General features: G+C 60.5%; 24 protein-coding genes. 12 read left to right on the top strand and 12 right to left on the bottom strand.

All coding sequences use genetic code 11. The features are described from left to right. Positions 1-44: 44 nt before the first annotated feature. Entirely contained in the window at positions 45-767 is a 723-nt protein-coding gene (locus BUE92_RS27035; RefSeq protein ID WP_073527155.1) for a TorF family putative porin, read from the bottom strand. Positions 768-979: 212 nt separating this feature from the next. After that, complete coding sequence (locus tag BUE92_RS27030; RefSeq protein ID WP_003193095.1) at positions 980-1,159, bottom strand: hypothetical protein; 180 nt, start codon at positions 1,157-1,159, stop codon at positions 980-982. Between the two features lie 324 nt (positions 1,160-1,483). Between BUE92_RS27030 and BUE92_RS27025 the strand changes: the two genes are divergently transcribed. Beyond that, positions 1,484-2,320, top strand: coding sequence for a CvfB family protein (locus tag BUE92_RS27025; protein WP_054897831.1), 837 nt, complete (start codon positions 1,484-1,486; stop codon positions 2,318-2,320). Positions 2,321-2,415: 95 nt separating this feature from the next. Here the strand turns inward: BUE92_RS27025 and BUE92_RS27020 are convergent, their stop codons facing one another. Beyond that, positions 2,416-3,594, bottom strand: coding sequence for an MFS transporter (locus tag BUE92_RS27020; protein WP_073527154.1), 1,179 nt, complete (start codon positions 3,592-3,594; stop codon positions 2,416-2,418). 104 nt (positions 3,595-3,698) lie between these two features. On the opposite strand from BUE92_RS27020, the gene ptrR reads away from it, so the two are divergent. Continuing rightward, entirely contained in the window at positions 3,699-4,592 is an 894-nt protein-coding gene (ptrR, locus tag BUE92_RS27015) for a putrescine utilization regulator PtrR (RefSeq protein WP_073527153.1), read from the top strand. Positions 4,593-4,734: 142 nt separating this feature from the next. Then, positions 4,735-4,857, top strand: a complete 123-nt coding sequence (locus BUE92_RS29160) for a PA1414 family protein (protein ID WP_003193089.1) — start codon at positions 4,735-4,737, stop codon at positions 4,855-4,857. Positions 4,858-4,985: 128 nt separating this feature from the next. Here BUE92_RS29160 and BUE92_RS27010 read toward each other — a convergent pair whose 3' ends face one another. Together BUE92_RS27010 and speB are read right to left on the bottom strand one after the other, a co-directional pair. Continuing rightward, on the bottom strand, positions 4,986-6,368 hold the full coding sequence (locus BUE92_RS27010; protein ID WP_073527152.1) for a sodium:solute symporter: 1,383 nt from the start codon (positions 6,366-6,368) through the stop codon (positions 4,986-4,988). 162 nt (positions 6,369-6,530) lie between these two features. After that, positions 6,531-7,481 (bottom strand): agmatinase, encoded by a 951-nt coding sequence (gene speB, locus BUE92_RS27005; protein WP_021490873.1) that lies wholly within the window; start codon positions 7,479-7,481, stop codon positions 6,531-6,533. Positions 7,482-7,739: 258 nt separating this feature from the next. Between speB and BUE92_RS27000 the strand changes: the two genes are divergently transcribed. The 7 genes from BUE92_RS27000 to BUE92_RS26970 all read left to right on the top strand — a co-directional run bounded on the left by BUE92_RS27000 (position 7,740) and on the right by BUE92_RS26970 (position 15,523). Further along, the gene (locus tag BUE92_RS27000) at positions 7,740-8,633 is read left to right on the top strand and encodes a LysR family transcriptional regulator (protein ID WP_032895879.1); all 894 of its coding nucleotides are present in this window, start codon (positions 7,740-7,742) and stop codon (positions 8,631-8,633) included. Between the two features lie 7 nt (positions 8,634-8,640). Next, positions 8,641-9,240: a tRNA-uridine aminocarboxypropyltransferase gene (locus BUE92_RS26995; protein WP_073527151.1), complete on the top strand. Its 600-nt coding sequence runs from the start codon at positions 8,641-8,643 to the stop codon at positions 9,238-9,240. A gap of 105 nt (positions 9,241-9,345) precedes the next feature. Continuing rightward, positions 9,346-10,248, top strand: a complete 903-nt coding sequence (cysM, locus tag BUE92_RS26990; RefSeq protein WP_003193080.1) for a cysteine synthase CysM — start codon at positions 9,346-9,348, stop codon at positions 10,246-10,248. Beyond that, positions 10,248-11,600 carry a 23S rRNA (uracil(1939)-C(5))-methyltransferase RlmD gene (gene rlmD, locus BUE92_RS26985; RefSeq protein WP_073527150.1) on the top strand — a complete coding sequence of 451 codons (1,353 nt, stop codon included), beginning with the start codon at positions 10,248-10,250 and terminating at the stop codon, positions 11,598-11,600. Before cysM ends, rlmD begins: the two co-directional genes overlap by 1 nt. 121 nt (positions 11,601-11,721) lie before the next feature. Continuing rightward, the gene (relA, locus tag BUE92_RS26980; RefSeq protein ID WP_005790193.1) at positions 11,722-13,965 is read left to right on the top strand and encodes a GTP diphosphokinase; all 2,244 of its coding nucleotides are present in this window, start codon (positions 11,722-11,724) and stop codon (positions 13,963-13,965) included. 153 nt (positions 13,966-14,118) lie between these two features. Then, positions 14,119-14,952 (top strand): nucleoside triphosphate pyrophosphohydrolase, encoded by an 834-nt coding sequence (mazG, locus tag BUE92_RS26975; RefSeq protein WP_073527149.1) that lies wholly within the window; start codon positions 14,119-14,121, stop codon positions 14,950-14,952. A 25-nt stretch (positions 14,953-14,977) separates the two neighbouring features. Then, positions 14,978-15,523 (top strand): DUF2058 domain-containing protein, encoded by a 546-nt coding sequence (locus tag BUE92_RS26970; RefSeq protein WP_003193073.1) that lies wholly within the window; start codon positions 14,978-14,980, stop codon positions 15,521-15,523. A 66-nt stretch (positions 15,524-15,589) separates the two neighbouring features. Here BUE92_RS26970 and BUE92_RS26965 read toward each other — a convergent pair whose 3' ends face one another. From BUE92_RS26965 to purM, 7 genes are all read right to left on the bottom strand, one after another. Further along, positions 15,590-17,710 carry a TonB-dependent receptor gene (locus BUE92_RS26965; RefSeq protein ID WP_073527148.1) on the bottom strand — a complete coding sequence of 707 codons (2,121 nt, stop codon included), beginning with the start codon at positions 17,708-17,710 and terminating at the stop codon, positions 15,590-15,592. Positions 17,711-17,712: 2 nt separating this feature from the next. Continuing rightward, positions 17,713-18,933 (bottom strand): MFS transporter, encoded by a 1,221-nt coding sequence (locus BUE92_RS26960; RefSeq protein WP_073527147.1) that lies wholly within the window; start codon positions 18,931-18,933, stop codon positions 17,713-17,715. Continuing rightward, complete coding sequence (locus BUE92_RS26955; RefSeq protein WP_073527146.1) at positions 18,923-20,848, bottom strand: IucA/IucC family protein; 1,926 nt, start codon at positions 20,846-20,848, stop codon at positions 18,923-18,925. The genes BUE92_RS26960 and BUE92_RS26955 overlap by 11 nt, the downstream gene beginning before the upstream one ends. A gap of 189 nt (positions 20,849-21,037) precedes the next feature. Further along, on the bottom strand, positions 21,038-21,226 hold the full coding sequence (locus tag BUE92_RS26950; RefSeq protein WP_003193064.1) for a hypothetical protein: 189 nt from the start codon (positions 21,224-21,226) through the stop codon (positions 21,038-21,040). A 365-nt stretch (positions 21,227-21,591) separates the two neighbouring features. After that, positions 21,592-22,305 carry a DUF3108 domain-containing protein gene (locus BUE92_RS26945; protein WP_014719399.1) on the bottom strand — a complete coding sequence of 238 codons (714 nt, stop codon included), beginning with the start codon at positions 22,303-22,305 and terminating at the stop codon, positions 21,592-21,594. Between the two features lie 8 nt (positions 22,306-22,313). Then, positions 22,314-22,964, bottom strand: coding sequence for a phosphoribosylglycinamide formyltransferase (gene purN, locus BUE92_RS26940; protein WP_073527145.1), 651 nt, complete (start codon positions 22,962-22,964; stop codon positions 22,314-22,316). After that, positions 22,964-24,022 (bottom strand): phosphoribosylformylglycinamidine cyclo-ligase, encoded by a 1,059-nt coding sequence (gene purM, locus BUE92_RS26935; RefSeq protein WP_014719398.1) that lies wholly within the window; start codon positions 24,020-24,022, stop codon positions 22,964-22,966. The genes purN and purM overlap by 1 nt, the downstream gene beginning before the upstream one ends. 341 nt (positions 24,023-24,363) lie before the next feature. Between purM and BUE92_RS26930 the strand changes: the two genes are divergently transcribed. Further along, the gene (locus tag BUE92_RS26930) at positions 24,364-25,404 is read left to right on the top strand and encodes a DUF2066 domain-containing protein (RefSeq protein ID WP_073527144.1); all 1,041 of its coding nucleotides are present in this window, start codon (positions 24,364-24,366) and stop codon (positions 25,402-25,404) included. 54 nt (positions 25,405-25,458) lie between these two features. Then, positions 25,459-26,532 (top strand): AI-2E family transporter, encoded by a 1,074-nt coding sequence (locus BUE92_RS26925; RefSeq protein ID WP_003193054.1) that lies wholly within the window; start codon positions 25,459-25,461, stop codon positions 26,530-26,532. The last annotated feature ends 77 nt before the right edge of the window (positions 26,533-26,609 follow it).

The raw sequence follows: 26,609 nt of genomic DNA, 5'->3' as shown, positions 1-26,609 counted from the left end.
CATTAATGCATGTGAACCTGCGCGGGGTGCGACAGTTCAGCCCATCAATAAAACGACCGCGCGGCCTTCAAGGTCAACAGCCCATCACATTGCGAGTTGTGTCCGGAGTAGGCCGAGCAGTCACTGCCGCTGAGGCTGGAGCCGCTGTAGATCAGGTCCAGGTCGATGCCTTTCCAGGCCCGGGAAAATTGCACCGACCAATCGCTGAAACTGCTGATGGCGCCGTTCTCTACCGAGACCGGGGTGCCCAGTTGATGGGTGGTGTACTTCATACTGACGCCGATACCGAAAGGCTGGGTGCCGCCCAGGTCTGCAAACAGGGTGCTGTCCTGGCGGTCGGGATCGTTGCTGAAAGACACGCCAAAGCGGTTGCCCAACAAGTTCAGCCCGCCGTAGAACTCCTGGCTGTCGAGGGGGCTGAGCTTGGGGTAGCTGTAGTGGATCAAACCGACTTCATAGCCCAGGGTCTGGTCGAACGGACGCTTGAAGCCCATGTAGGAGTCGACTTCAAGGTTATTGGCCGACGACAGACCCATGTTCGGGGAAAACTGGCCAAAATACAGGCCGCTGTCATGGCTAAGGTCCAGGCCTCCGTGGAACGAGTCGCTGCCAGGGGCGGTCGGCTTGACCAGGCCCTGGGCCATGGTGCGGCTGGGGGTTGTACCTAATTTCAGGTCGAAGTCACCCAATTCGCGCTGGAAGATATGCGCTTGGGCCAAAGGGCTGGCGACCAGGATGCTGACCACGAAAATACAGCGTTTAAGCATGCTTCACTCCATGAAAAGCGAGGAGCAGTAACGGAAAGATTCAGGCAGATGCCCGTGCTAGACGTGTGCAAGGATACCGGCGAATGCCAGGCATTGAGGCCCGTTCGTCGATTAGCTGCGTATTGAGGGTGTGGGGAGAGGGTGGCAACTCTAGTCCTAGCGCCTTGAAGGCAAGACGCTCAGGGACCAGATGCAGTGCGCGGGTATGACTATTACTTCTTGCCCAGGCTGATCTGCTTGGACGGGCCGAAAGTCTGGCCGCTCACGCCCTTGGCAATTTGCTGGATTTCGCCGCCGGACTTGAGGAACGCAGCGATCTGGCTGTTGATCGATTCGCTGGTTTCAACGGCGGGAGCTGGCTTTGCTTTGCTGTTGGATGCTTTTACACGCATGGCGGCCACTAACCTGTAGAAAATTAACTTGGCCAGGCATCGTACAGGAAATACTTGACAATTGCTTGGCAAATATCCCTCAAGAATAAGTGCTCGCGGCTGGAAATAGCCGAAGTTCAGCGCTGAAATAATGCGCTAACTTACTGTTTTAGCTGGAAACCACAGGCTGGGTGACACGCTGATGGCCTGCTCAAAGTGAACCGAACGATCAGACGAGTGGGGCGCTGCCACTGGAACGCCATGCCAGCCCGCGATTTTTCAGGCGTGTGCGCGTGCAGGGCACAACTCGGGTAGAATGCCACCCACGCAATGAGGGTATTGGAAATGGCTTTAGTCGGGCGCTACAACAGCTTGCAAGTGGTCAAGCACACTAACTTTGGTTTGTACCTCGATGGTGCGCAAGATGGGGAAATCCTCTTGCCTAATCGGTATATCCCTAAAGATATTCCCAGTGAAGATGAAGACTGGCTCAACGTTTTCATTTATCTGGACAGCGATGACAAACTTATCGCCACCACCGAAAAGCCCAAAGTTCAAGTCGGTGAATTCGCCAGTTTGAAAGTTGTGGAAGTCAACAGCATTGGCGTGTTCCTTGATTGGGGTTTGCCCAAGGATCTGCTGCTGCCGTACTCGGAAGAAAAACGCCAGATGACCGCGGGTGAATATTGCGTGGTGCACGTCTACCTCGACAAGCACACCAAGCGCATCACCGCCACCGCACGCCTTGACCGCTACCTGGACAAGACGCCAGCCAACTACCAGGTGGGCCAGGAAGTCGACCTGCTGGTGGCCGAAGCCACCGACATGGGCTTCAAGGCGATCATCAACAACAAGCACTGGGGCCTGATCCACAAGAACGAAGTGTTCAAGTTCCTGCGCCCGGGCAAGGAAGAGAAGGGCTTTATCAAAGAGATCCGCGCCGATGGCAACATCAGCCTGAGCCTGCAGCCGGTGGGCCAGGAAGCGGCCTCCAGCCTGAACTCGAAGATCCTCGCCAAGTTGCGCGACAACAACGGCAGCCTGCCGGTCAGCGACAAAAGCGACCCGGCGGTGATCAGCAACTTGTTCGGCGTGAGCAAGGGCAACTTCAAGAAGGCCATTGGTGCGCTCTACAAGCAGGGCCAGATCGTGATTCATGCGGATCGCATTGAACTAAGCTGAGTACGCTTCGCTTTTCTATGGATGCGTGCATGTTGTGGCGAGGGAGCTTGGCACCCTAGCGCAAGCAAGCTTGCTCGCCACCACTTCGCACGTGCCTAACCGCGATGTGCTGCACCGTCGGCCATTTGTGTGCACATCAGCTGCGCCGGTAGCGGGCGGTTGATCAACACTGAGCCCGCTAATAGCAACCCGGTGCCGGCAACGACCAACGCCGGTTGCAGGCCGCCACTGAGATGGCTGCTGACCGACGCCAACAGGGGCCCGCTCAATTGACCGACGGCGAAGCTGGCGGTCAGCAACCCCGTGCTGCGTTGGTAGCCGTGGGGCGCGACTTCTCTCAGCCGCGCCATCACCAGTTGCATGCAAGCCAGAAATGGCGCACCGCACAGCAACACGCCCAGCGCCAAGCCCCAGCCATTGCCAAGCAGGCAGGCGAACACCCCGGCCGCTTGCAGCCATAAAGTCGCCATCAGCCAGCGACGGGTGGTGTTCGGGTGCTTGCGACGCAGGCTTGCAACCCCCACTCCCAGCGCGGCAGCCAGGCCAAAGCAGGGCCAGAACAAGTCGGCCTGCCAGGCCCCATGGAATTGTGCGCTGGCCATCTGCGACAGAAAGGTCGCCGGGATGATATAGCCCAGGCCGTACAGGAAATAAATCCAGCACAGGTGCGCGATGCTGCCGTTGCTCCCTGCTCTGGTGGCCTGTGTAACAGTGATGGCCGGCTTGGGTAAAAACGGCAGGATCGCCAGCAACATCACCAGCGCCACCGTCCCATAGAGCAGCCACAGCGTGGCAGAACTTTGCCCCAACAGGTTCGACACCAGCGCCAGCAGCCCCGTCAGCACAATCCCCAACCCCGGCCCTGCAAACACCAACGCACCCAGGCGCGGGCGGCCGGCGGCAATCGCCAGCGGCTGGCTCAGGCTAGTAATCATCACCAGGGCCCAGGCGCTGGCGACCCCGGTGCCGAAGCGCAGCAACACGTGTGGCCAGAACCCGTGGGCACAGTAGGACGCCAGGGTCAGCAATACGCACAGCCACAACCCGCCGTAGAGGCGCCCGCGCACATGCTGATGGCTACGGGCAAAGATCGAGTCCACCGCGCCGACAAAATAGCCCAGGTAATTGGCGGCTGCGATCAGGCCGGCGCCGGTCAGGTCGATCTGGCCTTCACTGAGCAAATGCGGCATTTGCGGAGTCAGGGCGAAGCGGCCAATGCCCATGGCCATCATCAGGGCGACGAAGCTGGCGAGTAAGCGAATCAGCGGGGACATGTTCAGGTTTCCTGCAAAGAAGCGAATGCTCTGCAGGCTAAGACGGATTGACTTTCTGTAAAATTGAATAATAGTGAGTAACTTGTTCAGTTTTGGAGAAAGTAATGGAGTTCAGTCAATTGCGCATTTTCCAGGCCGTGGCGGAAGAGGGCTCCATTACTCGCGCCGCCGAGCGTCTGCACCGCGTGCCCTCAAACCTGTCGACCCGGCTTAAACAAATGGAAGAGCAACTGGGCGTCGACCTGTTCGTGCGCGAGCGCCAGCGTTTGCAGCTTTCTCCGGCAGGCAAGGTATTGCTGGACTACAGCACCCGCCTGCTGGCGCTGCACGATGAAGCCCACGGCGCCGTACAAGGCGGGCAACCGGCCGGTGATTTCGTATTGGGCAGCATGTACAGCACCGCCGCGGTTCATTTGCCGAAGCTGCTGGCGCGCTATCACAAGACTTACCCCATGGTGAACCTGCAGGTGCAGTCGGCGCCCAGTGGGGAGTTGCTGGAAGGGCTCATTACCGGTCGCCTGGACGCAGCCTTCGTCGACGGCCCGCTGACCATCGCCACTCTGGATGGCGTACCGCTGTGCGAAGAGCACCTGGTGCTGATTTGCGAGGCCGATCATCCGCCGGTGCGTGGCCCCCAGGATGTGGCGGGCCGTGCAGTGTTCACTTTCCGGCGCAGCTGCGCCTACCGCACGCGCCTGGAAACCTGGTTTTCCCATGCGCGTGTGGCGATGGGGCGGGCGATCGAGATCGAGTCCTACCAAGGCATGCTCGCCTGCGTGATCGCAGGTTCCGGCGTGGCGTTGATGTCTGAGTCCATGCTCGACAGCCTGCCCGGCAAGGACAGCGTGTCCGTTCATCCGCTGACTGGGCCTTTTGCCACTGCGACCACCTGGCTGATGTGGCGAAAGGGCATGCTCGGCGCTAACCTCAATGCATGGATCGACCTGCAGCAAGACGGCAACCCACGATGCATGCAAGACACACGCGCCATTGCTTGAACGATCCGTCAGGATTTGGATCAATTCAGTAATAGTTCGTTGTGGTTTCCTTCAAGCATTACCTAGGACTTAGGGCTACTATCATTGTAGGAAACGGCGACAGAACCCACGCCGGCCAGCACTACCCTCAAAGGGGGCAATCATGAAAGAGAAAATCCAAAACTGGCTCCACGACCTTGGCGTTGCGTTGGGCTTGATCGAGCCTCCGCTGCAACCGGTGCCGATTCGCACGGATGACGAGCAACGTCGGCCACGTCGTCGCTAATCACGCGGTCCAAAAAATGTGGGAGCGGGCCAGCCCGCTCCCACAATTATTTTGTACAAGGCGAAAAAAACGGGCGCGACCTCCGACGTCGCGCCCGTTGAAGAAAATATCCCCGTCCTTGTTATAGCTCAAACCACCGCCGTCGCCACCTTGGCCGGCCGACGCGACAGCAAGCTCACCAGCACAAAGCTCACCATCGCCACCGCCAGGCTGTAGTAGATCGGCGTGTTTGCATCCAACCCATCCTTGAACATAAACACCAGCGCGGTCACAAAGCCCAGGCTCATGGACGTGATTGCGCCCGAGGTTGTCGCGCGCTTCCAGAAGATCGCGCCGATCAAGGGCACCAACATACCGCCCACCAGCAGGTTATAGGCCAGGGTCAGGGCGCTGATCACATCGTTCACCACCAAGGCGATACCCAGCACGGCAACGCCGGTCAACAGGGTAAACAGGCGGTTGATACGCAGGCTCGACGCCTTGCCGCCGCGCAGCCGGGGCAGCAGGTCTTCGGTCAACACAGTGGAGGCGGCGAGCAGGCCGGCGCTGGCGGTGGACATCATGGCGGCCAGCGCGGCGGCGATGACCAGGCCGCGAATGCCGTCCGGCAGCGAAGCTTTGACGATCGCGGCGAAGGCATTGTTGACGTTGTCCAGGTCCGGGATCAGCACATGGGCAGCCATGCCGATCAGTGCACAGGCCAGGCCGTACAAGATGCAATAGAAGCCGGCAAAAGTGCCTGCGTACTGGGCGACCTTTTCGTCACGGGCGGTGAAGACCCGTTGCCAGATATCCTGGCCGATCAGGATGCCGAAGAAGTAGATCATGAAGTAAGTGATGATCGTGTCCCAGCCGATAGCGGTGAAGCTGAAGCTAGACGCCGGCAGTTTGGCCACCAGCTCATCCCAGCCACCGACGCGGTACAGGCAGATCGGCAGCAGAATGAACATCAGGCCGACGGTCTTGATCACGAATTGCACAATATCGGTGAGGGTCAGCGACCACATGCCACCGATGGTCGAATACACCACCACCACGCCGCCGCCAACCAGTACTGACATCCAGAACGGCAGGTCAAACAGCACTTGCAGCACGGTGCCGATGGCCAGGATCGAGGTCACGCCGATCATCAGCGCGTAGGCCAGCATGATCACCGCGCTGGCCTGGCGGGCCATGGGGTTGTAGCGTTTTTCCAGGACCTGGGTGACGGTGAAGATTTTCAGCTTCAACAGGGGCTTGGCCAGGAACAGGTTCAGGGCAATGATGCCCGCGCCGAGCGCGGCGCATAGCCAGAAACCCGAAATACCATGCACATACCCCAGGCGCACGGTGCCGACGGTGGACGCACCGCCCAGCACCGTGGCGGCCATGGTGCCCATGTAAAGCGATGGGCCGAGGTTGCGGCCGGCGACCAGGTAGTCTTCGTGGGTCTTGGCGCGACGCATGCCGTAGTAGCCGAGCACCAGCATGCCGGCGGCGTAGATGAGTACGACGAATAAATCCAAAGCCATGACGGCGGTTCTCCAATTATATTTTTTATGGGCGATCAGGCGGCAGCTGGCTCGGTAAACACGCGAGCGAAAGTCAGGTACATCGTTGTCGGGGATCTGTGCGATCCCCTTGGTTGCGAGTGTGAAGACGCGGTTTTTATTGTTCTCAGCGCGTTCGCCTTATCAGCGATGCGCGACGCCAGGCAATACGCAGAGCATTTCGTACAGCAAGTTGGCGCCCAGCAGCGAGGTATTGCCGGTGGTGTCGTAAGGCGGCGAAACTTCTACCAGGTCGCAACCAATCAGATCGAGACCCTGGCAGCCACGGATGATTTCGATGGCTTGGATGGTGGTCAGCCCGCCGATTTCCGGGGTGCCGGTGCCGGGCGCCCAGGCGGGGTCGATGCCGTCGATGTCGAAACTCAGGTACACCGGGCCACCGCCGACTTTTTCTCGCACTTCGGCCATTAGCGGCGCGAGGGAGTGATGCCAGCATTCTTCGGCCTGGACCACACGGAAGCCTTGCTTGCGGCTCCAGTTGAAGTCTTCGGCGGTATACCCCTGGGCACGCAGGCCGATCTGCACTACGCGGTCGCAATCGAGCAAGCCTTCTTCCACGGCGCGGCGGAAGGTGGTGCCGTGGGCAATTTTCTCGCCGAACATATGATCGTTGACGTCGGCGTGGGCGTCGATGTGTACCAGCCCGACCTTGCCATGTTTTTTGTGGATCGCCCGCAGGATCGGCAGAGTGATGGTGTGGTCGCCACCCAGGGTCAGGGGAATGACGTCGTGCTCGAGGATCTCGTCGTAGGCCTCTTCGATGATGCGCACCGCGTCGAGCAGGTTAAAGGTATTGATCGCCACGTCGCCGATATCGGCCACCGACAGTGAGTCGAACGGTGCGGCGCCGGTGGCCATGTTGTAGGGCCGGATCATCACCGACTCGGCGCGGATTTCCCGAGGGCCAAAGCGTGTACCGGCGCGCAGCGAGGTGCCGATATCCAGGGGCACACCGATAAAGGCGGCGTCCAGGCCCTTGGCCGTCTGCAGGTGGGGAAGACGCATCATGGTGGCGATGCCGGCGAAGCGCGGCATTTCGTTGCCGCCCAGTGGTTGGTGGAAAATCTTGTCCACGGGATTGCCTCATCGTTGTTTTGTTTATTGATGGCCGATTCTGCGAAAAGCCTGGGGCAGGAAGAATCGGCAGGGGCAAATACTTAGTTCAGATTTTTCTAAACTAAAGCCTGGGGTAAACTCCCTGGACCCTGTAGGAGCGAGCTTGCTCGCGAAAAACGTCAACGATGATGCGTACGCCCAGATGTACGCGGCGTCATCAGGTTTTTCGCGAGCAAGCTCGCTCCTACAGTTATCGTTCCCACGCTTGGAGCCCCCATGGCCAACGCCTTGCCCGACCTGAAACTCCTGCGCATCTTCGTCAGCGTCGTGCGTCACCAGGGGTTCGCCAACGCCCAGCACGAACTGAACCTGTCGACTTCGGCCATCAGCACCTACATGAGCCAACTCGAATCGGCCTTGGGCCTGGTGCTATGCCATCGCGGCCGTGGCGGCTTCAGCCTGACCAGCAAGGGCGAGCTGTTTCATCAGGAAACCCTGCGCCTGTTGGGCGAACTCGAAGGTTTCGAGCAATACGCCGCCGCGTTGAAAGGCGAGTTGCGCGGCACCCTCAAGCTCGGCGTGCTCGACTCCACCGTCAGCGACAAGGCCTTGCCGTTCGCCGAAGTGATTGGCGCCTACAGCCTGGAGCACCCGGCAGTGCATTTGCACCTGTCGGTGATGAGCCCCTACGAATTGCAATTGGGGGTGCAGGACAACCGCCTTGACCTGGCCATCGGTGCGTTTTCCAACCGCATGAGCGGGCTGGTCTACATGCCGCTGTACCGCGAACAGCACTGGTTGTATTGCAGCACCCGGCACCCGCTGTTCAACGAACGGCGCATTCCGGAACAAGTGATCACCCAGCAACGCATGGTCGGGCGAGGTTACTGGAGCCAGGCCGAGCTGGCGCGCCATGGCTTCAAGCACAGCGCTGCCACGGTGGAAAGTATGGAGGCGCAACTGATTCTGGTGTTGTCGGGCGCTTATATTGGCTACCTGCCAGAGCACTACGCCCAGGCCTGGGCTGACAAGGGCGACCTGCGCGTTTTGCTGCCGGCCACCTTCGGCTACCAGGCGCCGTTTTCGATGATCATGCGCCGTGGCCGCAGCCGCGAGCCACTGATCCAGACCTTCCGCGATTTGCTCAAGACCCAGCTCAACCAGGCCTGAAAACACCATGTCCCGACCCCATTGCCCGCGCTGCCTGCGCCCGACCACGCACTGCCTTTGTGCGCTGATCCCCCACCTCGACAGCCGCACCCGCGTGTTGCTGTTGCAGCACCCGAGCGAGGTCGGCCATGCGCTCAATACCGCTCGGTTGGCGGCGTTGGGCCTGAACAATGCGCAGTTGGTGGTTGGGGAGGTGTTTGATGACCTTGCGAGGCTATTGAACCCGCCTGGCTATCGGGTACGCCTGTTGTTTCCGGCGGATGACGCCGAGCCGCTGCATGCCTATGCACCTGACGATCAGCCACTGCTGTTGGTGGTTCCCGATGGCACCTGGCGCAAGGCGCGCAAACTGTTGCACCTCAACCCCTTGCTGGCGGCGTTGCCCCGGGTGACATTGGCCGAAGGTGGCGTTTCCCGCTATCGCTTGCGCAAGGCGCCGGGGCCTGGCGCCTTGTCGACGGTCGAAGCGATCACGCAGGCGTTGCAGGTATTGGAAGCGCCGACGTCGTTTGAGCCACTGCTCAAACCCTTTGAAGCGCTGATCGAAGGGCAGATTGCTGCGATGGGCGATGAAGTATTCCAGCGCAACCATGGCGACCCGACATAAACCCGGCTTATGCCTTTAAGCCATAAGCACCACACTTTGCGTGATATGGCCCGCCGGCCTTTCCCGGTATGATGTGCGCCCCGCAGTCTGGATTGCGAATACGCCATGACCTTGCAGTACCCAACAATCGCCGATTGTGTCGGCAACACGCCCCTGGTCCGCTTGCAACGCATGGCGGGTGAAACCAGCAATACCCTGTTGCTCAAGCTCGAGGGCAATAACCCGGCCGGCTCGGTCAAAGACCGCCCGGCGCTGTCGATGATCGCCCGCGCCGAGTTGCGTGGGCAGATCAAACCCGGCGACACCCTGATCGAAGCCACCTCGGGTAATACCGGAATCGCCCTGGCCATGGCCGCAGCGATCAAGGGTTACAAGATGGTGCTGATCATGCCCGACAACGGCAGCGCCGAGCGCAAGGCGGCGATGACCGCCTATGGCGCCCAGCTGATCCTGGTTACCCAGGAAGAAGGCATGGAAGGCGCCCGCGATCTTGCCGAGCGCATGGCCGCCGAAGGCCGTGGCGTGGTGCTCGACCAGTTCGCCAACGGCGATAACCCCGAGGCGCACTACACCAGCACCGGCCCGGAGATCTGGCGCCAGACCCAGGGCACCATCACCCACTTCGTCAGCTCCATGGGCACCACCGGTACCATCATGGGCAACTCGCGCTACCTCAAGGAGCAGAACCCGGCGATCCAGATCGTCGGCCTGCAACCGATGGAAGGCGCGGCCATCCCGGGTATTCGTCGTTGGCCCGAAGAGTATTTGCCGAAGATCTACAACGCCACGCGGGTAGACCGCATCATTGACATGGCCCAGCGCGAAGCCGAAGACACCACCCGCCGTCTGGCGCGTGAAGAAGGCATCTTCTGCGGCGTGTCCTCCGGTGGCGCCGTGGCCGGTATGTTGCGCTTGTCCAAAGAAGTGGAAAACGCGGTGATCGTCGCGATCATCTGTGACCGAGGCGACCGTTACCTGTCGACCGGCATTTTCGACGAACCCAACTGATGGCCAAGCACGAGAGAGGGCTGCGCTTCCAACCGACGGGCGGCAGCCGGGCCCCACAGATACCCGTGGGCAAGAAACAGCGCCTGACCATCGAGCGCCTGGCCAATGATGGCCGGGGCATCGTGTTCTTTGAAGGCCGCACCTGGTTTGTAAATGGTGCGTTGGCCGGCGAAGAGGTGGAAGCACGGGTGTTGGGCGCCCATGGCAAAGTGGTCGAGGCGCGCACCGAGCGGGTGTTCCAGGCCAGCGAATTGCGTCGCCCGGCACCCTGCGCCCATGTTGGCCGCTGCGGCGGTTGCAGCGTGCAGCACCTGCCCCATGAAGAACAGCTTGCCCTGAAACAGCGCATGCTTGCCGAGCAATTGTCCCGGGTGGCCGGTGTCGAGCCACAGGAGTGGGCAGCGCCGCTGAGCGGGCCGGAGTTCGGTTATCGGCGCCGCGCCCGCGTGGCGGTGCGCTGGGATGCAAAGGCCAAACAGCTTGAAGTGGGTTTTCGCGCCGTGGCCAGCCAGGACATCGTCGCTATCGATGATTGCCCAGTGCTGGTACAGGCCTTGCAACCGATCATGCAGCGTTTGCCAACGATGCTGCGTCGCCTGAGCAAACCGCAGGCGTTGGGGCATGTCGAGTTGTTCAGCGGTTCGTCCATCGCCGTGTTGCTGCGGCATATGGCACCGTTGTCCGAGGCTGACCTGCAGATCCTCAAGGAATTCTGCGCCTTCCATGACGCCCAATTGTGGCTGCACGGGGAAGGGCAGCCGGAGCCCGTCGAGCCAGGTCAGGCCCTGGGCTTCCGTTTGGATGCGTGGGATCTGGAGCTGGCGTACCGGCCGGGCGACTTTGTGCAGGTCAACGCCGGGGTCAACCAGGCGATGGTCGCCCAAGCGTTGCAATGGCTGGCGCCACAAGCCGACGAACGGGTACTGGACCTGTTTTGCGGCCTGGGCAACTTTGCCCTGCCACTGGCTCGCGACGTACGCGAAGTGGTGGCGGTGGAGGGCGTACAGGCCATGGTGGACCGTGCGGCGCTCAATGCCGTCAGCAACCATGTGCATAACGCACAGTTTTTTCAGGCCGATTTGTCCCAGCCTTTGACCGACGCAGAATGGGCCAAACAGGGCTTTTCTGCGGTACTCTTGGACCCACCCCGCGATGGTGCCCTGGAGGTTGTGCGCAAACTTGCAGCCTTAGGGGCCAAGCGCCTGGTGTATGTGTCCTGCAACCCAGCCACGCTGGCGCGGGACACGGTTGAGTTGGTCAAGCAAGGCTACCGGCTAAAGCGTGCCGGGATCCTCGACATGTTTCCGCAGACCGCGCATGTCGAGGCCATGGCGTTATTTGAAGCGGGCTAGGATGCCCGTTTAATCCGACTGGCCTGCGTTCTCCAGGGCCTGAACACTGCCACGGAGCTCGCAGTAAAAGTCGGCGATGATTTTGGCGCATCGAAGGTGCGTCGTAGGGAAGGTAAGCAAGATGGTACAGGTGAGAGCACACCAGCCGATCAACACCGACGGCAGTATCAATCTCGAGGCATGGCTGGATCATGCCGTCAGTGTCGACCCGGCACTGGACCGTGAAGCCTTGAAAGCAGCCTGCGAGTTCGCTCGTGAGTCTGAGCAGCAAGACAATGCGGCCAAGAACCTGTGGGCCGAAGGCACTTCAAGTTTTCGCACTGGCCTGGAAATCGCCGAGATCCTCGCCGATCTCAAGTTGGACCAGGATTCGCTGATCGCCGCCGTGCTCTATCGCGGCGTGCGCGAAGGGCATATTCCGTTGGCCACCGTTGGCCAGCGTTTCGGTTCGGTGGTGGCCAAGCTGATCGACGGCGTGCTGCGCATGGCCGCCATCAGTGCCAGCCTCAGCCCGCGTCAGTCCATGGTGCTGGGCACCCAGGGCCAGGTAGAAAACCTGCGCAAAATGCTGGTAGCGATGGTCGACGACGTGCGCGTTGCCCTGATCAAGCTGGCCGAGCGTACCTGCGCGATCCGTGCGGTGAAGACCGCCGATGACGAAAAACGCAACCGTGTGGCCCGCGAAGTCTTCGATATCTACGCGCCGCTGGCCCATCGCCTGGGCATCGGCCACATCAAGTGGGAGCTGGAGGATTTGTCCTTCCGCTACCTGGAACCCGACCAGTACAAACAGATCGCCACGCTGCTGCATGAGCGGCGCCTGGACCGCGAGCGCTTTATCAGCGACGTGATGGGCCAGTTGCGTTCGGAGTTGCAGGCCACCGGCGTGGACGCCGATATCAGCGGCCGCGCCAAGCACATCTATTCCATCTGGCGCAAAATGCAGCGCAAGGGCCTGGCCTTCAGCCAGATCTACGACGTGCGTGCGGTGCGCGTGCTGGTGCCGGAAATGCGCGACTGCTACACCGCGCTGGGTATCGTCCACACCCTGTGGCGGCACATTCCCAAGGAATTCGACGACTATATCGCCAACCCCAAGGAAAACGGCTACCGCTCGCTGCACACGGCGGTAATCGGCCCTGAAGGCAAGGTGCTGGAAGTGCAGATCCGCACCCACGCCATGCACGAAGAGGCCGAGCTGGGTGTGTGTGCGCATTGGCGCTACAAGGGCACCGACGTCAAGGCCGGGTCTAACCAGTACGAAGAGAAAATTTCCTGGCTGCGCCAAGTGCTGGAATGGCACGAGGAGCTCGGCGACATCGGTGGCCTGGCCGAGCAACTGCGGGTGGATATCGAGCCGGACCGGGTCTATATCTTCACGCCTGACGGCCACGCCATCGACTTGCCCAAGGGCGCCACGCCGCTGGACTTCGCCTATCGCGTGCACACCGAAATCGGGCATAACTGCCGCGGCGCCAAGATCAACGGGCGCATCGTGCCGCTCAACTACAGCCTGCAAACCGGTGAACAGGTCGAGATCATCACCAGCAAGCACGGCACGCCGAGCCGCGACTGGCTGAACCCGAACCTGGGCTACATCACCACCTCGCGGGCGCGGGCGAAGATCGTCCACTGGTTCAAGCTGCAGGCGCGCGACCAGAACGTCGCCGCCGGCAAGACCTTGCTTGAACGCGAACTGGCGCGCCTGGGCCTGCCTCAGGTGGACTTCGACAAGCTGGCCGAAAAGGCCAACATGAAGATCGCCGAAGACATGTTCGCCGCCCTCGGTGCTGGAGACCTGCGCCTGGCGCAACTGGTCAACCTGGCCCAGCAACTGGTCGAGCCGGAGCGCGGCAACGAACAGCTGGAGCTGATCCCGCGCAAAGCCACTGGCTACAAACCGGGCAAGCGTGGCGATATCCAGATCCAGGGCGTGGGCAACCTGATGACGCAAATGGCCGGCTGCTGCCAGCCACTGCCGGGCGACGCCATTGTCGGCTACATCACCCAGGGCCGTGGCGTGAGCATTCACCGTCAGGATTGCGCCTCGGTGCTGCAACTGGGCGGGCGCGAACCGGAGCGGATCATCCAGGTCAGCTGGGGCCCGGTGCCGGTGCTCACTTACCCGGTGGACATCATCATCCGCGCCTATGACCGTTCCGGCTTGCTGCGTGACGTCTCGCAAGTGCTGCTCAATGAGCGGATCAACGTGCTGGCGGTCAATACCCGCTCGAACAAGGAAGACAACACGGCGTTGATGTCCCTGACCATCGAGATTCCGGGGTTGGATGCGCTGGGGCGGTTGCTGGGGCGGATTTCCCAATTGCCGAACATCATCGAAACCCGGCGCAACCGCACCCCGTGAAAATCTGAATGAACGCGCAGTAACCTGTGGGAGCGGGCTTGCTCGCGAATGCGGTTTGTCAGTGCCGGATGTGTTGACTGGCCCACCGCTTTCGCGAGCAAGCCCGCTCCCACATTGGATTTTCAGTATTTTCACTCCAGCGGAAAGAGACTGATGTATTCACTCGAAGACCTGCTGCACCTGATGAACCGCCTGCGCGACCCGCAATACGGCTGCCCGTGGGACATCAAGCAAACCTACGCCACCATCGTCCCGCACACCCTGGAAGAAGCCTACGAAGTGGCCGACGCCATCGAGCGTGGCGACTTTGATCACTTGCAAGGTGAGCTGGGCGACCTGCTGTTCCAGGTGGTGTATTACAGCCAGTTGGCGCGTGAAGAAGGGCGCTTCGAATTTGCCGGCGTGGTCGATAGCATCACGCGCAAGCTGATTAGACGCCATCCCCATGTGTTCCCCACTGGCGACCTGTACGCACCGCTGGATATCCCGCAGTTAAGCGAAGAACAGGTCAAGGAACGCTGGGAACAGATCAAAGCCGAGGAGCGCGCAGAAAAGTCCGACGCTCCCGAGCAACTTTCCCTTCTGGATGATGTGCCAACGGCCTTGCCTTCACTGTCCCGCGCGGCCAAATTGCAAAAGCGTGCCAGCCAAGTCGGATTCGACTGGCCATCCGCTTTACCGGTGGTGGACAACGTGCGCGAAGAGCTGGACGAAGTGCTCGAAGCCATGGCCGATAACGATCCGCAAGCTATCGCCGATGAAGTCGGTGACCTGCTGTTTGCCGCGGTCAACCTGGCGCGTCACCTCAAGGTCGACCCGGAAACCGCATTGCGCGGCGCCAATGCCAAGTTCGAACGACGTTTCCGATTTATCGAACAGGCATTGCGCGAAACACACCAACCCATAGAAGATTGCACCCTCGAAGTGTTGGACGCCCTCTGGGGTGAAGCCAAACGTCAGGAAAAGAATGTGTCCAGCTGCGGTTGAGCAGTTGCCTAAGTGAGTAAGCACCATGAGCCTTTCCCTTCGCGACCAGTTGCTCAAAGCAGGTCTGGTCAACCAAAAGCAGGCCAAGCAGGTCGGCAAAGAGAAACAGAAACAGCAGCGCCTGGTCCACAAAGGCCAGGCCGAAGTCGATGACACCCAGGCGCGCCTGGCTGCCGAGGCCCAGGCCGAGAAGGTCAAGCGTGACCAGGAGCTGAACCGTCAGCAGCAGGAAAAAGCCGAGGCCAAGGCGCGTACCGCCCAGGTCAAGCAACTGATCGAGACCTCGCGTCTGCCCAAGCTGACCACCGAGGACTACTACAACTTCGTGGATGACAAGAAGGTCAAGCGCCTGTCGGTCAACACGCTGATGCGCAACAAGCTGAGCAACGGCTCCCTGGCCATCGTGCACCACGGTGGCGGCTACGAGGTGATCCCACGGGAAGCGGCGCTGAAGATTCAGGAGCGCGCTCCGGAGCGCATCGTGCAGCTCAACATCCTTACCGAAAGCCAGGTGCCGGATGAGGATGATCCGTACGCCGCCTACCAGATCCCTGATGATCTGATGTGGTAAGCCGCTGGAAATGACAAACCCCGCCAAAAGGCGGGGTTTGTGTTTTAAGCGTGCAATGTCAGCCGGTTACCAATCCACTGCGTAACTCAGGCTGAAGGTACGACCCTCGGCATTCGGGTACGGTGCGCGGGCATTGGCCTGGGCGAACATGTTCTGGTAGTTGCGGTTGGTGAGGTTGTACACCGCACCTTCAAGGCGGCCTACCGGCAGCCTTACCGAGCCCAGCAGGTCGACCAGGGTGTAGCCCTGGATATCGCGACCGTTGTTGTCCTTGGCCGCAGCGTCATAATCGGCCAGGCGCATACCCTGCAAGCGCAGGCTGTAGTCGTCACGCTCATAGCCGACAAAGGCGGTGGTCTTGGCGGGGGAGATGCGGGTGGCGGGCAGGTCGATCCACTTGCCGTTCTGCTGGGTCTCGCCTTTGGCGTAAGCGTAAGTACCGCCGACGGACCATTGGTCGGTGATGTTATAGGTCAGGCCGGTTTCGACGCCACGCACGCGTTCTTTCTGATTGATCAGGCGCAGCACACGATCATTGGCATCATAGAACTGCGTGACATCCGAGGTGTTTTCGTACGCGGTGACACTGGCCTGCCACTTGTCCCAGTCGCCACGCCAGCCCAGCTCGTAACTGTCGACCTTCAAGGCCTGGGCATTGAGGTCCTGAATATCGTATTTGCTGTTCACGTCACGCAGGAAGCGCTGGATATCCGGTAGGGAAAAGCCCTGGCTGAAGTTGACGAACACATCCTGGTTGTCGGTCAGGTGGTACACCGCACCGAGGTTATACAGCGTGTCATCGTATTTGAGCGTGCCACCGGGCAGTGTCGCGCGGTTGCCGGTCTGGACGATTTCGCCGTACGCGATGCTGTCGGAGACTTTGCTCTCAATCCATTCGCGACGTACGCCACCGCGCAAGGTCCAGTTGTCGATGTCGTAGGACAGCTGCCCAAAGATGGCTTTGGTGGTGGTCTCGATATCTGGACCCAGTTCGAACGTGGTACCGGTTTTCGTGTAGGTCAGGCCATTGACCCGGTATTGGTCGCCACGCTGGCGTGAGGTTTCATGGTCGTAGTCCGCGCCCCATACCAGGTTGCCCGTTGCCGGGCCGATGTCCGGCATCTGGGTATCGATCGCCGCACGCAGGCCGTAGACGTCCTGCACGCTGTTGTTATCTGACACGCCTGCCCGGCCTCGGGACAGGTCTGGAAAGAACAGGGCGTCGGCCCGCCGCCAGTAGCTTTCGATCTGCAGGCCCTGGCCATAGAAATCCTTGTCGGCGTAGTTGAGGTTGACCGCCTGGTTGTGGGTGTAGGGTTGGTCGCCCAGGTCCAGGCCTTTTACGGCGACTGCGTTGCTGGTGACGCGGGGGTTCTTGGTGTAGCGGGTGTCTTGTTCGTCCTTGTAGTCTTGCAGCGACAGGCTGATCTTCTTGTCGTCATCAAGCTCATAGCCGAAGCGACCTTGCAGGTCGTAGGTATCGGTGTCCATGTTGCTGCCCTGGGACGTGTCCTGGGGAATGCGCTTGCCATTACCGTCGAACTGATCGTTGCGCTGCACGGTGTTGGCCGAGAGGTACCAGTCCACCGGGCCCTTGCGCCCGGTGGCGCTTTGGAACGCCTGGTAAGCGAACCCCTTGTGGCTGAAGTTGTTGCCGGCGGTCATGCCGATCTTGCTGCTGAAGGCCAGGTCCTCACCTTGGTTGCGTTTGGTGATGATGTTGATGATGCCGCCCGATGCGCCTGCGCCGTAGACACTGCTGGCGCCCGAGATCACTTCGATGCGCTCGATGCTTTCCGGTGCCACGCTGTTGAGCTGGCGGAAGTTATCGCGCGTGGCGTTTTGCGAAACCCCGTCGATCAGGATCAGGGTATTACGCCCGCGTAGCGTCTGGCCGAAGTTGCTCATGCCGCCGCTGGAAGGGGCAATGCCCGGCACCAGTTGGCCGAGGATATCGGCGACCCGACGTCCTGCCCCGGTCTGCTGGCGGATTTGCGCTTCATTGATCACCTGCACTGAGCCTGGAATCTGCGCAATGCTGGTTTCGCTGCGCGTGGCCGATACCACTGTCGCCTGTAGTTGCAGGCTGGTCGGCGCTGCCTGTGTCTGTTCTGTCTGATCGGCCCAGGCAGGAGCACTTATCGACCCAAGAAGTGGCAGCAGTACTGCCAATTGCGATTTGTTCATGATCATGTCTCAGAGTTATTAGAAGTATTGACAGAAAAATCGGATGTCTCAGGCGCTCGCGCAAATGCGCGGATGGCGCGGATACTCACGGCGGCCAAGGCATAGGTCAGTGCGACCAGCCAGAAGCTGTGCGCCAGGCCCACCCACCCCATGCCGATACCGCCCAACAATGCGCCGCACAGCGCACCGGCTTTCGCGGCGCTGTTGCCCATGCCCAGGGCAAAACCCTGCTGGCTGTGCGCTACGGTAGTGGCGATCAGTGTGTAGGCCACGGGCAACAAAGCACCCTGCCACACGCCCCACAGCAGCCGGCTGGCGATAAACCCCGACCATTCACTGGCCAGCGCCGTGCAGGCCAGCGTGAAGGCGCAGGCCCATGTGACCCACTCGATGATGCGCAACGTATGTGCTGGCTGATGTCGATCGAACAGGCGGCCCCACAACGGCGCGGACAGCGCCAGGGTCAAGGCGCTGGCGCCATAGCTGGCGCCGATCAGCCACGCGGGCGCCTGCAAAACCTCGGCGACATATAACGCGTAAAACGGTTGCGGCATCATCCTGGCTGCCTGGATCAATACGATGATTCCCAACATCGCGCCAATCCAGCCTCTGGGGAGTGCGGCAGGCTTGGACGTGCGGGCAGGTCTCGATCGTGGTGAGTCGCTGGGTAAAAACGCGCTGATTATCGCGCACAACAGGCAGACGGCGGTGGCGCTGTAGCACAGCAATGCGAAACCGGATATGTCCATCAACCAGCCGCCCAACACCGGTCCGGCCAGGGAGCCTACGGCAGTGGCTGATTGCAGCCGCGCAAGAATGTGCCCGCGACCACCGTCGCCGCAGCAGGCCAGTGCGTAGGCTTGGGCTGCGGCGATGAAACCGGCCAATGCGCCCTGTACCACGCGGATGGCCACCAACCACCATGGGTCAGGCGTAATCGCAGCCAGCGCCTGGCACACCGCCAACGCCAGCAGCGCGCGGATAATCATGAGCTTATGGCCGGTACGGTCGCCGAGTCTTCCCCACAGGGGCGTGAGAATCATCGCTGCCATCATCGGCCCGGCATACACCAGCGAAGACAGCAGGCCGGTGTACTGGGCATTTGCAGTGCCCAGCAACTTCTGGATTTGCAGCGGCCAGAACGGGCCGCTCATTTCCATCGCCCCCATCGACACCAACTGAATCACCACCAGCAGCCGCAGCGCTGTGTTGTTAGTCGGCATTGGCGGCTGCGCTCAACGGGTTAGGCAACCGCCCGACGATATCGGCATGACTCTCCAGCAGGCGCATGCGCATGAACGACTTGGCCGGCCACGCTTGCTCCAGCAGTGCTTCGCGCTCGGTGGCCCAGCGTTGCGGATCAACCTGCGAGCGCAGGTCGTCAAAACACTGGCTGACCTGAGCCGACAGTTCATTCCAGAGCAGCGCCTGGGGGATGTCGAAGTGGCGCGCGGCAAGCAGGATGAGCTCGCCCAGATGGCACATGAATACGGTGTGCAGCAGCTTGTCCCGTACGAAACCCGCGTCGTCGTACAGCGTCATCTTCGGGTCGTGCAGTTCAATGTCCAGGCCGTGGGCGTGCAAGGTCTTGCGGTCGATTCGGATATCGCCGAAGTCGCGCAACAGCAGGCGGCTCAATTGTCCGTCTGCGGCCATCACCATGAAGGAGTTCTGTTGATGGGCCTCAAAAGCGATGCCGTAGCGCAAATACATACCCAGCAGCGCCGGCACACTGATCGCCGCGTAATCATGAAAGAAGGCGAGCATGGCCGCCGCGTCATCCTTGCCTTGGCTCAGGCGCACCCATTGGCGCAGCAGCGGCTGGCCGTGTTGATCAATGGCAAACAGGCTGCCCACCGGCACGGCCATTTCGTCCGGCTGGAGCTGGCTCTGGGGATTGTCGCGATAGAGCACCGCCAGGTGACGGGAGTGCTCGTCATTGGCCGGTTGTGGCTTGAAATGCACACCGATCCGCTCGGGAACGATGCTGAGGATTTTCTGGATCGCAGGCTCGCGCTCCAGGATGGTCAGCAGCAGGTGGCTGATCCGTGGGCCCATGCGCGCCGAGCGCGGTGAGACGGTGCGCTGCACGCTGGTCAGTCGCAGCGACACGGGCAGTTTGACCATCGGTGCATCGCGACGGCCTTCAGGCAACACGGTTCTGAATGACATGGTGGGGTGGGCGGTAAACGCGACGATATCGGTCAGCACCAGCAGTTTGTCGCCGATTTCGTTGGCGAACAGTTGAGGCAACTCCTGGCGTGCCTGCCAAGGGTGAGCAGGCAACGGCAGATAATCGTCTGCCTGAAGGCCCTGCGCTTGCAGTGCTGCGGTCAATTGCTGTGCTGCTTGCGCAAAGTGCCCGCTCCACCACTGCCAGTAATCTGCCGTCCCGGCCAACGTTTCGACATGGGCAAACTGGCGATGCAGCGCGCACAGCAGCACCGGGAAGCGTGCTTCGAACTCTGGCGAATAGTCGATGACTTGTGCGGTATTCAGGCCCAGCTTGGTCTTGTAGTTGGGGTGCCATGGGTGACCCAATGTTCCCCACTGTTCAAGCACGGAAGTCGGGTTGATAACGCTCGGGCTGTTCTTGAGATGACTCAGCAGGTTGCCTTGATGCTCCGGGTCCATGGACGCATGCAGCTTGAGCGTCCATTGCTCATGGAAGGCGAGGCACAAGGTGTCGTTGATGAAGCTGTCGTCGATCTCGACATTGAGGCGGTTGAGCACTTCCCGGTCGGCAGGTGACGTGAGGCTGGCGTTAAGCAACGTCAACAACTGTGATGGGAACTGGATCTTCTGGTCGGGCTGACCTTCGCGCAACAGGATGACGTTGCCACGCAGGTCCCAGCTTGCCATGCGGCCAGGACGCAAATGATCAAAACGTAGGTGAGCCTGGCAGGGCAGTGTCAGCGAGCATTGCCCATGTTCGTCATAAATGAGAGTGCTGGGGTCCAGCAGGCTTTCACGAAACAATGCTTGGATCAGGCGTTGGAAGCTACGTTCGGCGGCGGGGGCCAGCGTATTGATCAAGGCGTTGAGGCCGATGTGGCTGGCCTGAAATTGCGTGGTGGCAAGCGCTTCGCTCCAGCGTTCCTGCAACGTGTTTTCCGGCTTCCTGCTATTTCCGTGCATCAAATTGATTCCCTAATCGTGAGCCTGAATGAAAGGCGCACGAATGATATCGAGAATCATTATTTGTGTGTGCTTTTGTTACATTAATTTATACCGAATCTTTGACAAAAAAAACCGCGCTCGAATGGCGCGGTTTTTGATGTGGACGGCCCGGCTGCGTGGGCCGGGCGTCAACATGATTTCAGAGCTTCAGGAGCTTTTTGCCTGGCGTTGCAGTTCGAGAGTTTCGAGCTCGTTTTTATAATTGTGGGCGTCGCTCTCGTTGTGAAACATGCCGACCAATACGTCTTGCTGATGGACATCCCAGATGTGAATCCCGTGGCCTACGGCTTCATGGGACATATGTTCATCGTCGCGTTCAGTTACTTTTACAGTCATCTGCTTGCTCCAATCTCTGGTTGATCTGCGGCAAGTCGTCGCAGGCCTCTGTTATATGATTTGTTAGCTTGCTAAGTAAACCGATTTTGCGCGAAATAATTCATTGCAGGAAACGCAACAATGCTGCAGGCCGCGTAAACCGCGACATTGCGTCGCAGCTGCAGGGGGTTTATGACAAAAGTTTCATGTTCGGGTCGGCTGGGTGTCCTCGGCATCGCTATCGCAGGCAAGCCAGCTCCCACCTTGAAACGCATTCCAATGTGAGAGCTGGCTTGCCTGCGATAGCGGTAGTCGCCTCTCTTAAAAATCCCAGGCAAAAAAAAGCCCCGCATTCAGCGAGGCTCTTATTCAACTCATCAGCGCAATCAGCTGCCTTTGACGGCCTTACCGTCAACGGTGCCATCCTGCAGCATGATGTTGTATTCCTTGCCGTCAGTCTCGACCTGACGCAGGGCAACCAGGATGCCGCCCTGGTCCTTGGCAAACCACATCTGCGTGATGCGCTTGCTCTGCGACGGGTCGCGCACGCGCTCGACCTTGATCGCGTCGATCGAACCGACCTTGGTCTGGACCTTTTCCGAGCCGATCACGCGGAAGTCGTAGGTATCGGTATCGGTACCCTCAACCACGCGGTAGCTCATGCTCTTTTTGCCAGCGGCAACATCGCGTTGCAGAGCAAGCTGGTAGGTGGACTTGTCGAGCATGCCGCTTTCGAGAGTGACGTTGACCGGGTCTTTGTTTTCAAAGCCGGTGACTTTCTTGGCGCTCTGGTCGAAGTCCAGGTTGATCTTCTTCGCCTTGCCCAGGCCGCCACGTTCGAAGCTGTAGCTCTTGGGTTGCAGGGTGTCCTTGTCGAACAGGATCACACTGGTTTCGGTCAGGCTGGCAATCATCATCGAGGCCTTGAAATTCAAGGTCCAGGTACCGTCGCCATTCTTGCTCAGGCTGCGTTCCGCCGAACCGCTCATGGGCAGTTGTTTCCAGTCGGCGGTGTAGCTGACGGAGAAGGGGTGAAGGTCTGCCGCTTGTACGGCAGGCAAAGCGAACAGCGCAAAAGCGAAAAGCAGGGCGCGACGCATAAAATCTCCTAGGTTCGAATCAAGTGGCCGCTGGCCGCGAGTAACTGGTCGTCCAATAATGCACCCTGGTCGCCAAGAATCAACCGTCCTTCGGCAAACCAGCGAACAGCCAGCGGGTAAATCCTGTGTTCCTGGGTATGAACCCGTTGCGCAAGCGTCTGCGCCGAGTCGCCTGACTCTACCGGAACCACTGCCTGTACGACCAGAGGCCCGCCATCGAGTTCCTCGGTCACAAAATGCACGCTGCAGCCATGCTCACGGTCGCCGGCGTCGAGAGCGCGCTGGTGGGTGTGCATGCCTTTGTATTTGGGCAGCAGGGAGGGGTGGATATTGAGCAGGCGCCCTTCGTAGTGCCGGACGAAATCTGCGCTGAGGATGCGCATGAAACCGGCAAGGACCACGAGTTTGGGGTTGAAGGCGTCGATCAGTTCGACCAAGGCGCTGTCGAAGGCCTCGCGACCTTCGAACGCCTTGTGATCCAGGGCGCGGGTGTCGATACCCGCGTCCCGGGCGCGTTGCAGACCGTAGGCGTCGCTGCGGTTGGAAATCACCGCAGCGATGCGCACCGGGCTGTCGCCGGTGCGCGTGCTGTCGATCAGGGCCTGCAAGTTACTGCCGGTGCCGGAAAGCAGCACCACGACATCACAGGTCTGGGGCATCAGTGAGCCTTGAGGTTCTTCAGTTCAACCTGGGCTGCACCTTCGGCAGCAGTGGCGATCTGGCCAATGACCCAAGGTTGCTCGCCGGCTTCACGCAGTACGTTCAGCGCGGTTTCAACGTGTTCCTGCGCGACGCAGATCACCATGCCCACGCCGCAGTTCAGCACGCGGTGCATTTCGGTTTCGTTGACGTTGCCTTTTTCCTGCAGCCAATCGAAGACTGCCGGGCGCTGCCAGCTGGCCACGTCGACAATCGCCTGGGCGCCTTTTGGCAGTACGCGTGGGATGTTGTCCAGCAGGCCGCCGCCAGTAATGTGGGCCATGGCCTTGACGGCGCCGGTATCCTTGATCAGCTTGAGCAGTGGCTTGACGTAGATGCGGGTCGGGGCCATCAGCAGGTCGGTCAGTGGCTTGCCGTCGAGCTGGATGTTCTCGATGTCGGCGCCGGACACTTCGATGATCTTGCGGATCAGCGAGTAGCCGTTGGAGTGCGGGCCGGACGATGGCAGGGCGAGCAGGGCGTCACCAGCAGCTACTTTGGAGCCGTCGATGATCTCGGCTTTTTCCACCACACCCACGCAGAAGCCGGCCAGGTCGTAGTCTTCGCCTTCGTACATGCCTGGCATTTCAGCGGTTTCACCGCCGACCAGGGAGCAACCCGACAATTCGCAGCCGGCGCCGATGCCGGTCACGACCTGGGTCGCGGTCTCGACATTGAGCTTGCCGGTGGCGTAGTAGTCGAGAAAGAACAGCGGCTCGGCGCCGCACACCACCAGGTCGTTGACGCACATGGCGACCAGGTCGATGCCGATGCTGTCGTGCTTGTTCAGGTTCAGGGCCAGGCGCAGCTTGGTGCCCACGCCGTCGGTGCCGGACACCAGTACAGGCTGCTTGTAGCCGGCCGGGATTTCGCAGAGGGCGCCAAAACCGCCCAGGCCACCCATGACTTCAGGGCGCGCAGTGCGCTTGGCGACGCTCTTGATGCGTTCGACCAATGCTTCACCGGCGTCGATGTCTACACCGGCGTCCTTGTAGCTCAGGGAGGGTTGCTTGCTCATGATCCAGGCCTTTAGGGGGGATTTCTGGGTAACGACCGGGCGGGCGGGGGCTTTTGGAAAGGGCCCTGCCGTTGACGGTCTGCGAAGGCGCGCGATTTTATCAGGCTTGAGGGGCAGCGGCCATCCTCGGGCCGACGGGCAGGGCATATGAGCTCAAAAAAATGCAAATCGGGCCGGTAATCGCGCGTATTAAGGTATAGCCTTGAACTCGCTAGCGTTATGACAGTATGAAAACTTACCGGGACCCTGTGAATGTTTTACCGGTCGCTGTGTCACAGCCTTGCCAAGCCGAGATCACGCGGTCTGTTCCAACCGCTAAAATTGTCGTTCGGGAATCTTCCATGCGTCTGTGTAAATTCTTCTTTGTAGGCTGCTTGTCGTTGGTCAGCCTGGCGAGTCATGCCGAAACCCTCAATGGCCTCTATCAAGTACTTGAACCGGTCAGCAGCCAGTCGCCCCAAGAGCGCGACCAGGCCACCCAGCGTGCCGTGCAGACCCTGGTGATCCGCCTGACCGGCGACGCCAAGGCCGCCGATGGTCCTGGCCTGGCGGCGATCCGCAAAGACCCGCAACAAATCATCAGCCAGTACGGCTACGACGCCGGCCCGCCGGAAAGCCTGCAAGTGGACTTCGACCCGGTCAGCACCGACCGCGCCTTGCGTGATGCGGGCCTGTCGATCTGGGGCAGCAACCGGCCGCCGATCCTGGGTTGGTGGCTGAACGATTCAACTGAAGGCAGCAGCCTGGTCGGCGATGGCCAGGCCGTTGCCCAGGCCTTGCGCCGGGCCGCGCAACACCGGGGTCTGCCGCTGCGCTTGCCGCTCGGAGACCTGGATGAACAGGTAGTCGCCACCGCGCCGAATCTTGAAAGCCCGGACGCCACGCCTTTGCGCGCAGCCTCCGAGCGTTACGGTGCCGATGCTTTGCTGGCGGTGCATGCGCGCCAGGAAGGCAGTCAATGGCAGGCCAAATGGCGCCTGTGGCTAGGCGACAAGGCTGAAGAGGGTACCGCCCAAGGCGCTGACACTGCCGCGCTCGCCGACGCGGTATTGCTGGCGGTCAGCCAAAAGCTGGCGCCGCGCTTTGCGGTCAAGCCAGGGGTGAGCAGTGAGCAACTGCTTGAAGTGCAAGGCATGAACCTGGAGCGCTACGCCGCCCTGGGTCGTTTGCTGGAGCCCTTTGGCGGCCAGCCGCAGTGGGTGGATGGCAACCGGATTGTGTATCGCGTCAATGGCAGCGCCGAACAACTGCGCACCCAATTGAGCCTGGCCAAGCTGCAGGAGATCCCTGCTGGCGAAGCCCCGGCCCAGCCAGTGGTGATCGATGGCACGCAACCGGCTGTTGCACCTGAGCCCCAGGCACAACTGCGTTTTCGTTGGTAAATAGTGTTCCTCCTTCTATATAGAAGAAGGGCGTAAAAACAGATGGAGTGGTTTATGGCGGATACGCGTCGTTGGGTGTGGCTTGGCGGGATTGTCCTGCTGTGCGTTTTTGTGTTCTTGCTGCATTCGATCCTGACGCCGTTCCTGGTGGCGCTGCTGCTCGCCTATCTGTTCGATCCCGTGGTGGATCGCCTGGAAAAAGTCGGCATGTCGCGTACATGGGGCGTGATCACGGTGTTTGCGCTGTTCACGTTGATCATCACGGCGCTGGTGTTGATATTGGTGCCGATGTTGGCCAAGCAGCTGTTTCGTCTCTATGAACTGGCGCCGCAGATGCTCGACTGGTTGCAGCACACGGCAATGCCGTGGGCCCAGTCCAAGTTCGGGCTGGCGGATGGCTTCTGGAAGTTCGACAAGGTCAAGGCAGCTATCAGCGAGCACATGGACAAGACCACCGATATCGTTACGGTGGTGCTCAGCCAGGCGACTGCGTCGAGCCTGGCGCTGATCGGCTGGTTGACCAACCTGGTGCTGATCCCGGTGGTGGCGTTCTACCTGCTGCGAGACTGGGACATCATGATGGCCAAGATCCGCAGCTTGCTGCCCCGCGACCGGGAAGAGCGCGTTGTTTCCCTGGCTGCGGAGTGTCATGAGGTGCTGGGCGCGTTCGTGCGTGGCCAGTTGTTGGTGATGCTGGCCCTGGGGGTGATTTACGCTGCCGGCCTGATGGCGATCGGCCTGGAGCTGGGACTGTTGATCGGCTTGATCGCGGGCCTGGCGGCCATCGTGCCGTACATGGGCTTTGTGATCGGCATTGGTGCGGCGCTGGTGGCCGGGCTGTTCCAGTTCGGTGGCGACCTGTATCCGATGCTGGGGATTGTCGCAGTGTTCATGGTGGGCCAGGCGTTGGAAGGCATGGTGCTGACACCGCTGCTGGTGGGCGATCGGATCGGCCTGCACCCGGTGGCAGTGATCTTTGCGATCCTGGCGGGTGGCGAGCTGTTCGGCTTTACCGGCATCCTGTTGGCGCTGCCGGTGGCGGCGGTGATCATGGTGCTGGTGCGCCATGTGCACGACCTGTACAAGGATTCGGACGTGTATACAGGGGTGGATGAGCCCGAATTGTAATCGCGGCGTCACAAACCCGGCCCTGGCCGGGTTTGTTGTTTCTGGCGCCGGGTGCGTCAAACAATCTGCGTAAAACC

This window comes from Pseudomonas fluorescens, from assembly GCF_001902145.1.
GTDB classification, from domain to species: Bacteria; Pseudomonadota; Gammaproteobacteria; order Pseudomonadales; family Pseudomonadaceae; genus Aquipseudomonas; species Aquipseudomonas fluorescens_BV.
The sequence above is the reverse complement of the archived record's forward strand: the minus strand, read 5'-3'. Positions and strand labels throughout refer to the sequence as shown.

What these genes read in the sequence shown, in the direction of transcription:
- BUE92_RS27035 (WP_073527155.1), bottom strand. Translation starts at nt 767, where the DNA reads ATGCTTAAACGCTGTATTTTCGTGGTCAGCATCCTGGTCGCCAGCCCT.
- BUE92_RS27030 (WP_003193095.1), bottom strand. Translation starts at nt 1,159, where the DNA reads ATGCGTGTAAAAGCATCCAACAGCAAAGCAAAGCCAGCTCCCGCCGTT.
- BUE92_RS27025 (WP_054897831.1), top strand. Translation starts at nt 1,484, where the DNA reads ATGGCTTTAGTCGGGCGCTACAACAGCTTGCAAGTGGTCAAGCACACT.
- BUE92_RS27020 (WP_073527154.1), bottom strand. Translation starts at nt 3,594, where the DNA reads ATGTCCCCGCTGATTCGCTTACTCGCCAGCTTCGTCGCCCTGATGATG.
- ptrR (WP_073527153.1), top strand. Translation starts at nt 3,699, where the DNA reads ATGGAGTTCAGTCAATTGCGCATTTTCCAGGCCGTGGCGGAAGAGGGC.
- BUE92_RS29160 (WP_003193089.1), top strand. Translation starts at nt 4,735, where the DNA reads ATGAAAGAGAAAATCCAAAACTGGCTCCACGACCTTGGCGTTGCGTTG.
- BUE92_RS27010 (WP_073527152.1), bottom strand. Translation starts at nt 6,368, where the DNA reads ATGGCTTTGGATTTATTCGTCGTACTCATCTACGCCGCCGGCATGCTG.
- BUE92_RS27000 (WP_032895879.1), top strand. Translation starts at nt 7,740, where the DNA reads ATGGCCAACGCCTTGCCCGACCTGAAACTCCTGCGCATCTTCGTCAGC.
- BUE92_RS26995 (WP_073527151.1), top strand. Translation starts at nt 8,641, where the DNA reads ATGTCCCGACCCCATTGCCCGCGCTGCCTGCGCCCGACCACGCACTGC.
- cysM (WP_003193080.1), top strand. Translation starts at nt 9,346, where the DNA reads ATGACCTTGCAGTACCCAACAATCGCCGATTGTGTCGGCAACACGCCC.
- rlmD (WP_073527150.1), top strand. Translation starts at nt 10,248, where the DNA reads ATGGCCAAGCACGAGAGAGGGCTGCGCTTCCAACCGACGGGCGGCAGC.
- relA (WP_005790193.1), top strand. Translation starts at nt 11,722, where the DNA reads ATGGTACAGGTGAGAGCACACCAGCCGATCAACACCGACGGCAGTATC.
- mazG (WP_073527149.1), top strand. Translation starts at nt 14,119, where the DNA reads ATGTATTCACTCGAAGACCTGCTGCACCTGATGAACCGCCTGCGCGAC.
- BUE92_RS26970 (WP_003193073.1), top strand. Translation starts at nt 14,978, where the DNA reads ATGAGCCTTTCCCTTCGCGACCAGTTGCTCAAAGCAGGTCTGGTCAAC.
- BUE92_RS26965 (WP_073527148.1), bottom strand. Translation starts at nt 17,710, where the DNA reads ATGAACAAATCGCAATTGGCAGTACTGCTGCCACTTCTTGGGTCGATA.
- BUE92_RS26960 (WP_073527147.1), bottom strand. Translation starts at nt 18,933, where the DNA reads ATGCCGACTAACAACACAGCGCTGCGGCTGCTGGTGGTGATTCAGTTG.
- BUE92_RS26955 (WP_073527146.1), bottom strand. Translation starts at nt 20,848, where the DNA reads ATGCACGGAAATAGCAGGAAGCCGGAAAACACGTTGCAGGAACGCTGG.
- BUE92_RS26950 (WP_003193064.1), bottom strand. Translation starts at nt 21,226, where the DNA reads ATGACTGTAAAAGTAACTGAACGCGACGATGAACATATGTCCCATGAA.
- BUE92_RS26945 (WP_014719399.1), bottom strand. Translation starts at nt 22,305, where the DNA reads ATGCGTCGCGCCCTGCTTTTCGCTTTTGCGCTGTTCGCTTTGCCTGCC.
- purN (WP_073527145.1), bottom strand. Translation starts at nt 22,964, where the DNA reads ATGCCCCAGACCTGTGATGTCGTGGTGCTGCTTTCCGGCACCGGCAGT.
- purM (WP_014719398.1), bottom strand. Translation starts at nt 24,022, where the DNA reads ATGAGCAAGCAACCCTCCCTGAGCTACAAGGACGCCGGTGTAGACATC.
- BUE92_RS26930 (WP_073527144.1), top strand. Translation starts at nt 24,364, where the DNA reads ATGCGTCTGTGTAAATTCTTCTTTGTAGGCTGCTTGTCGTTGGTCAGC.
- BUE92_RS26925 (WP_003193054.1), top strand. Translation starts at nt 25,459, where the DNA reads ATGGCGGATACGCGTCGTTGGGTGTGGCTTGGCGGGATTGTCCTGCTG.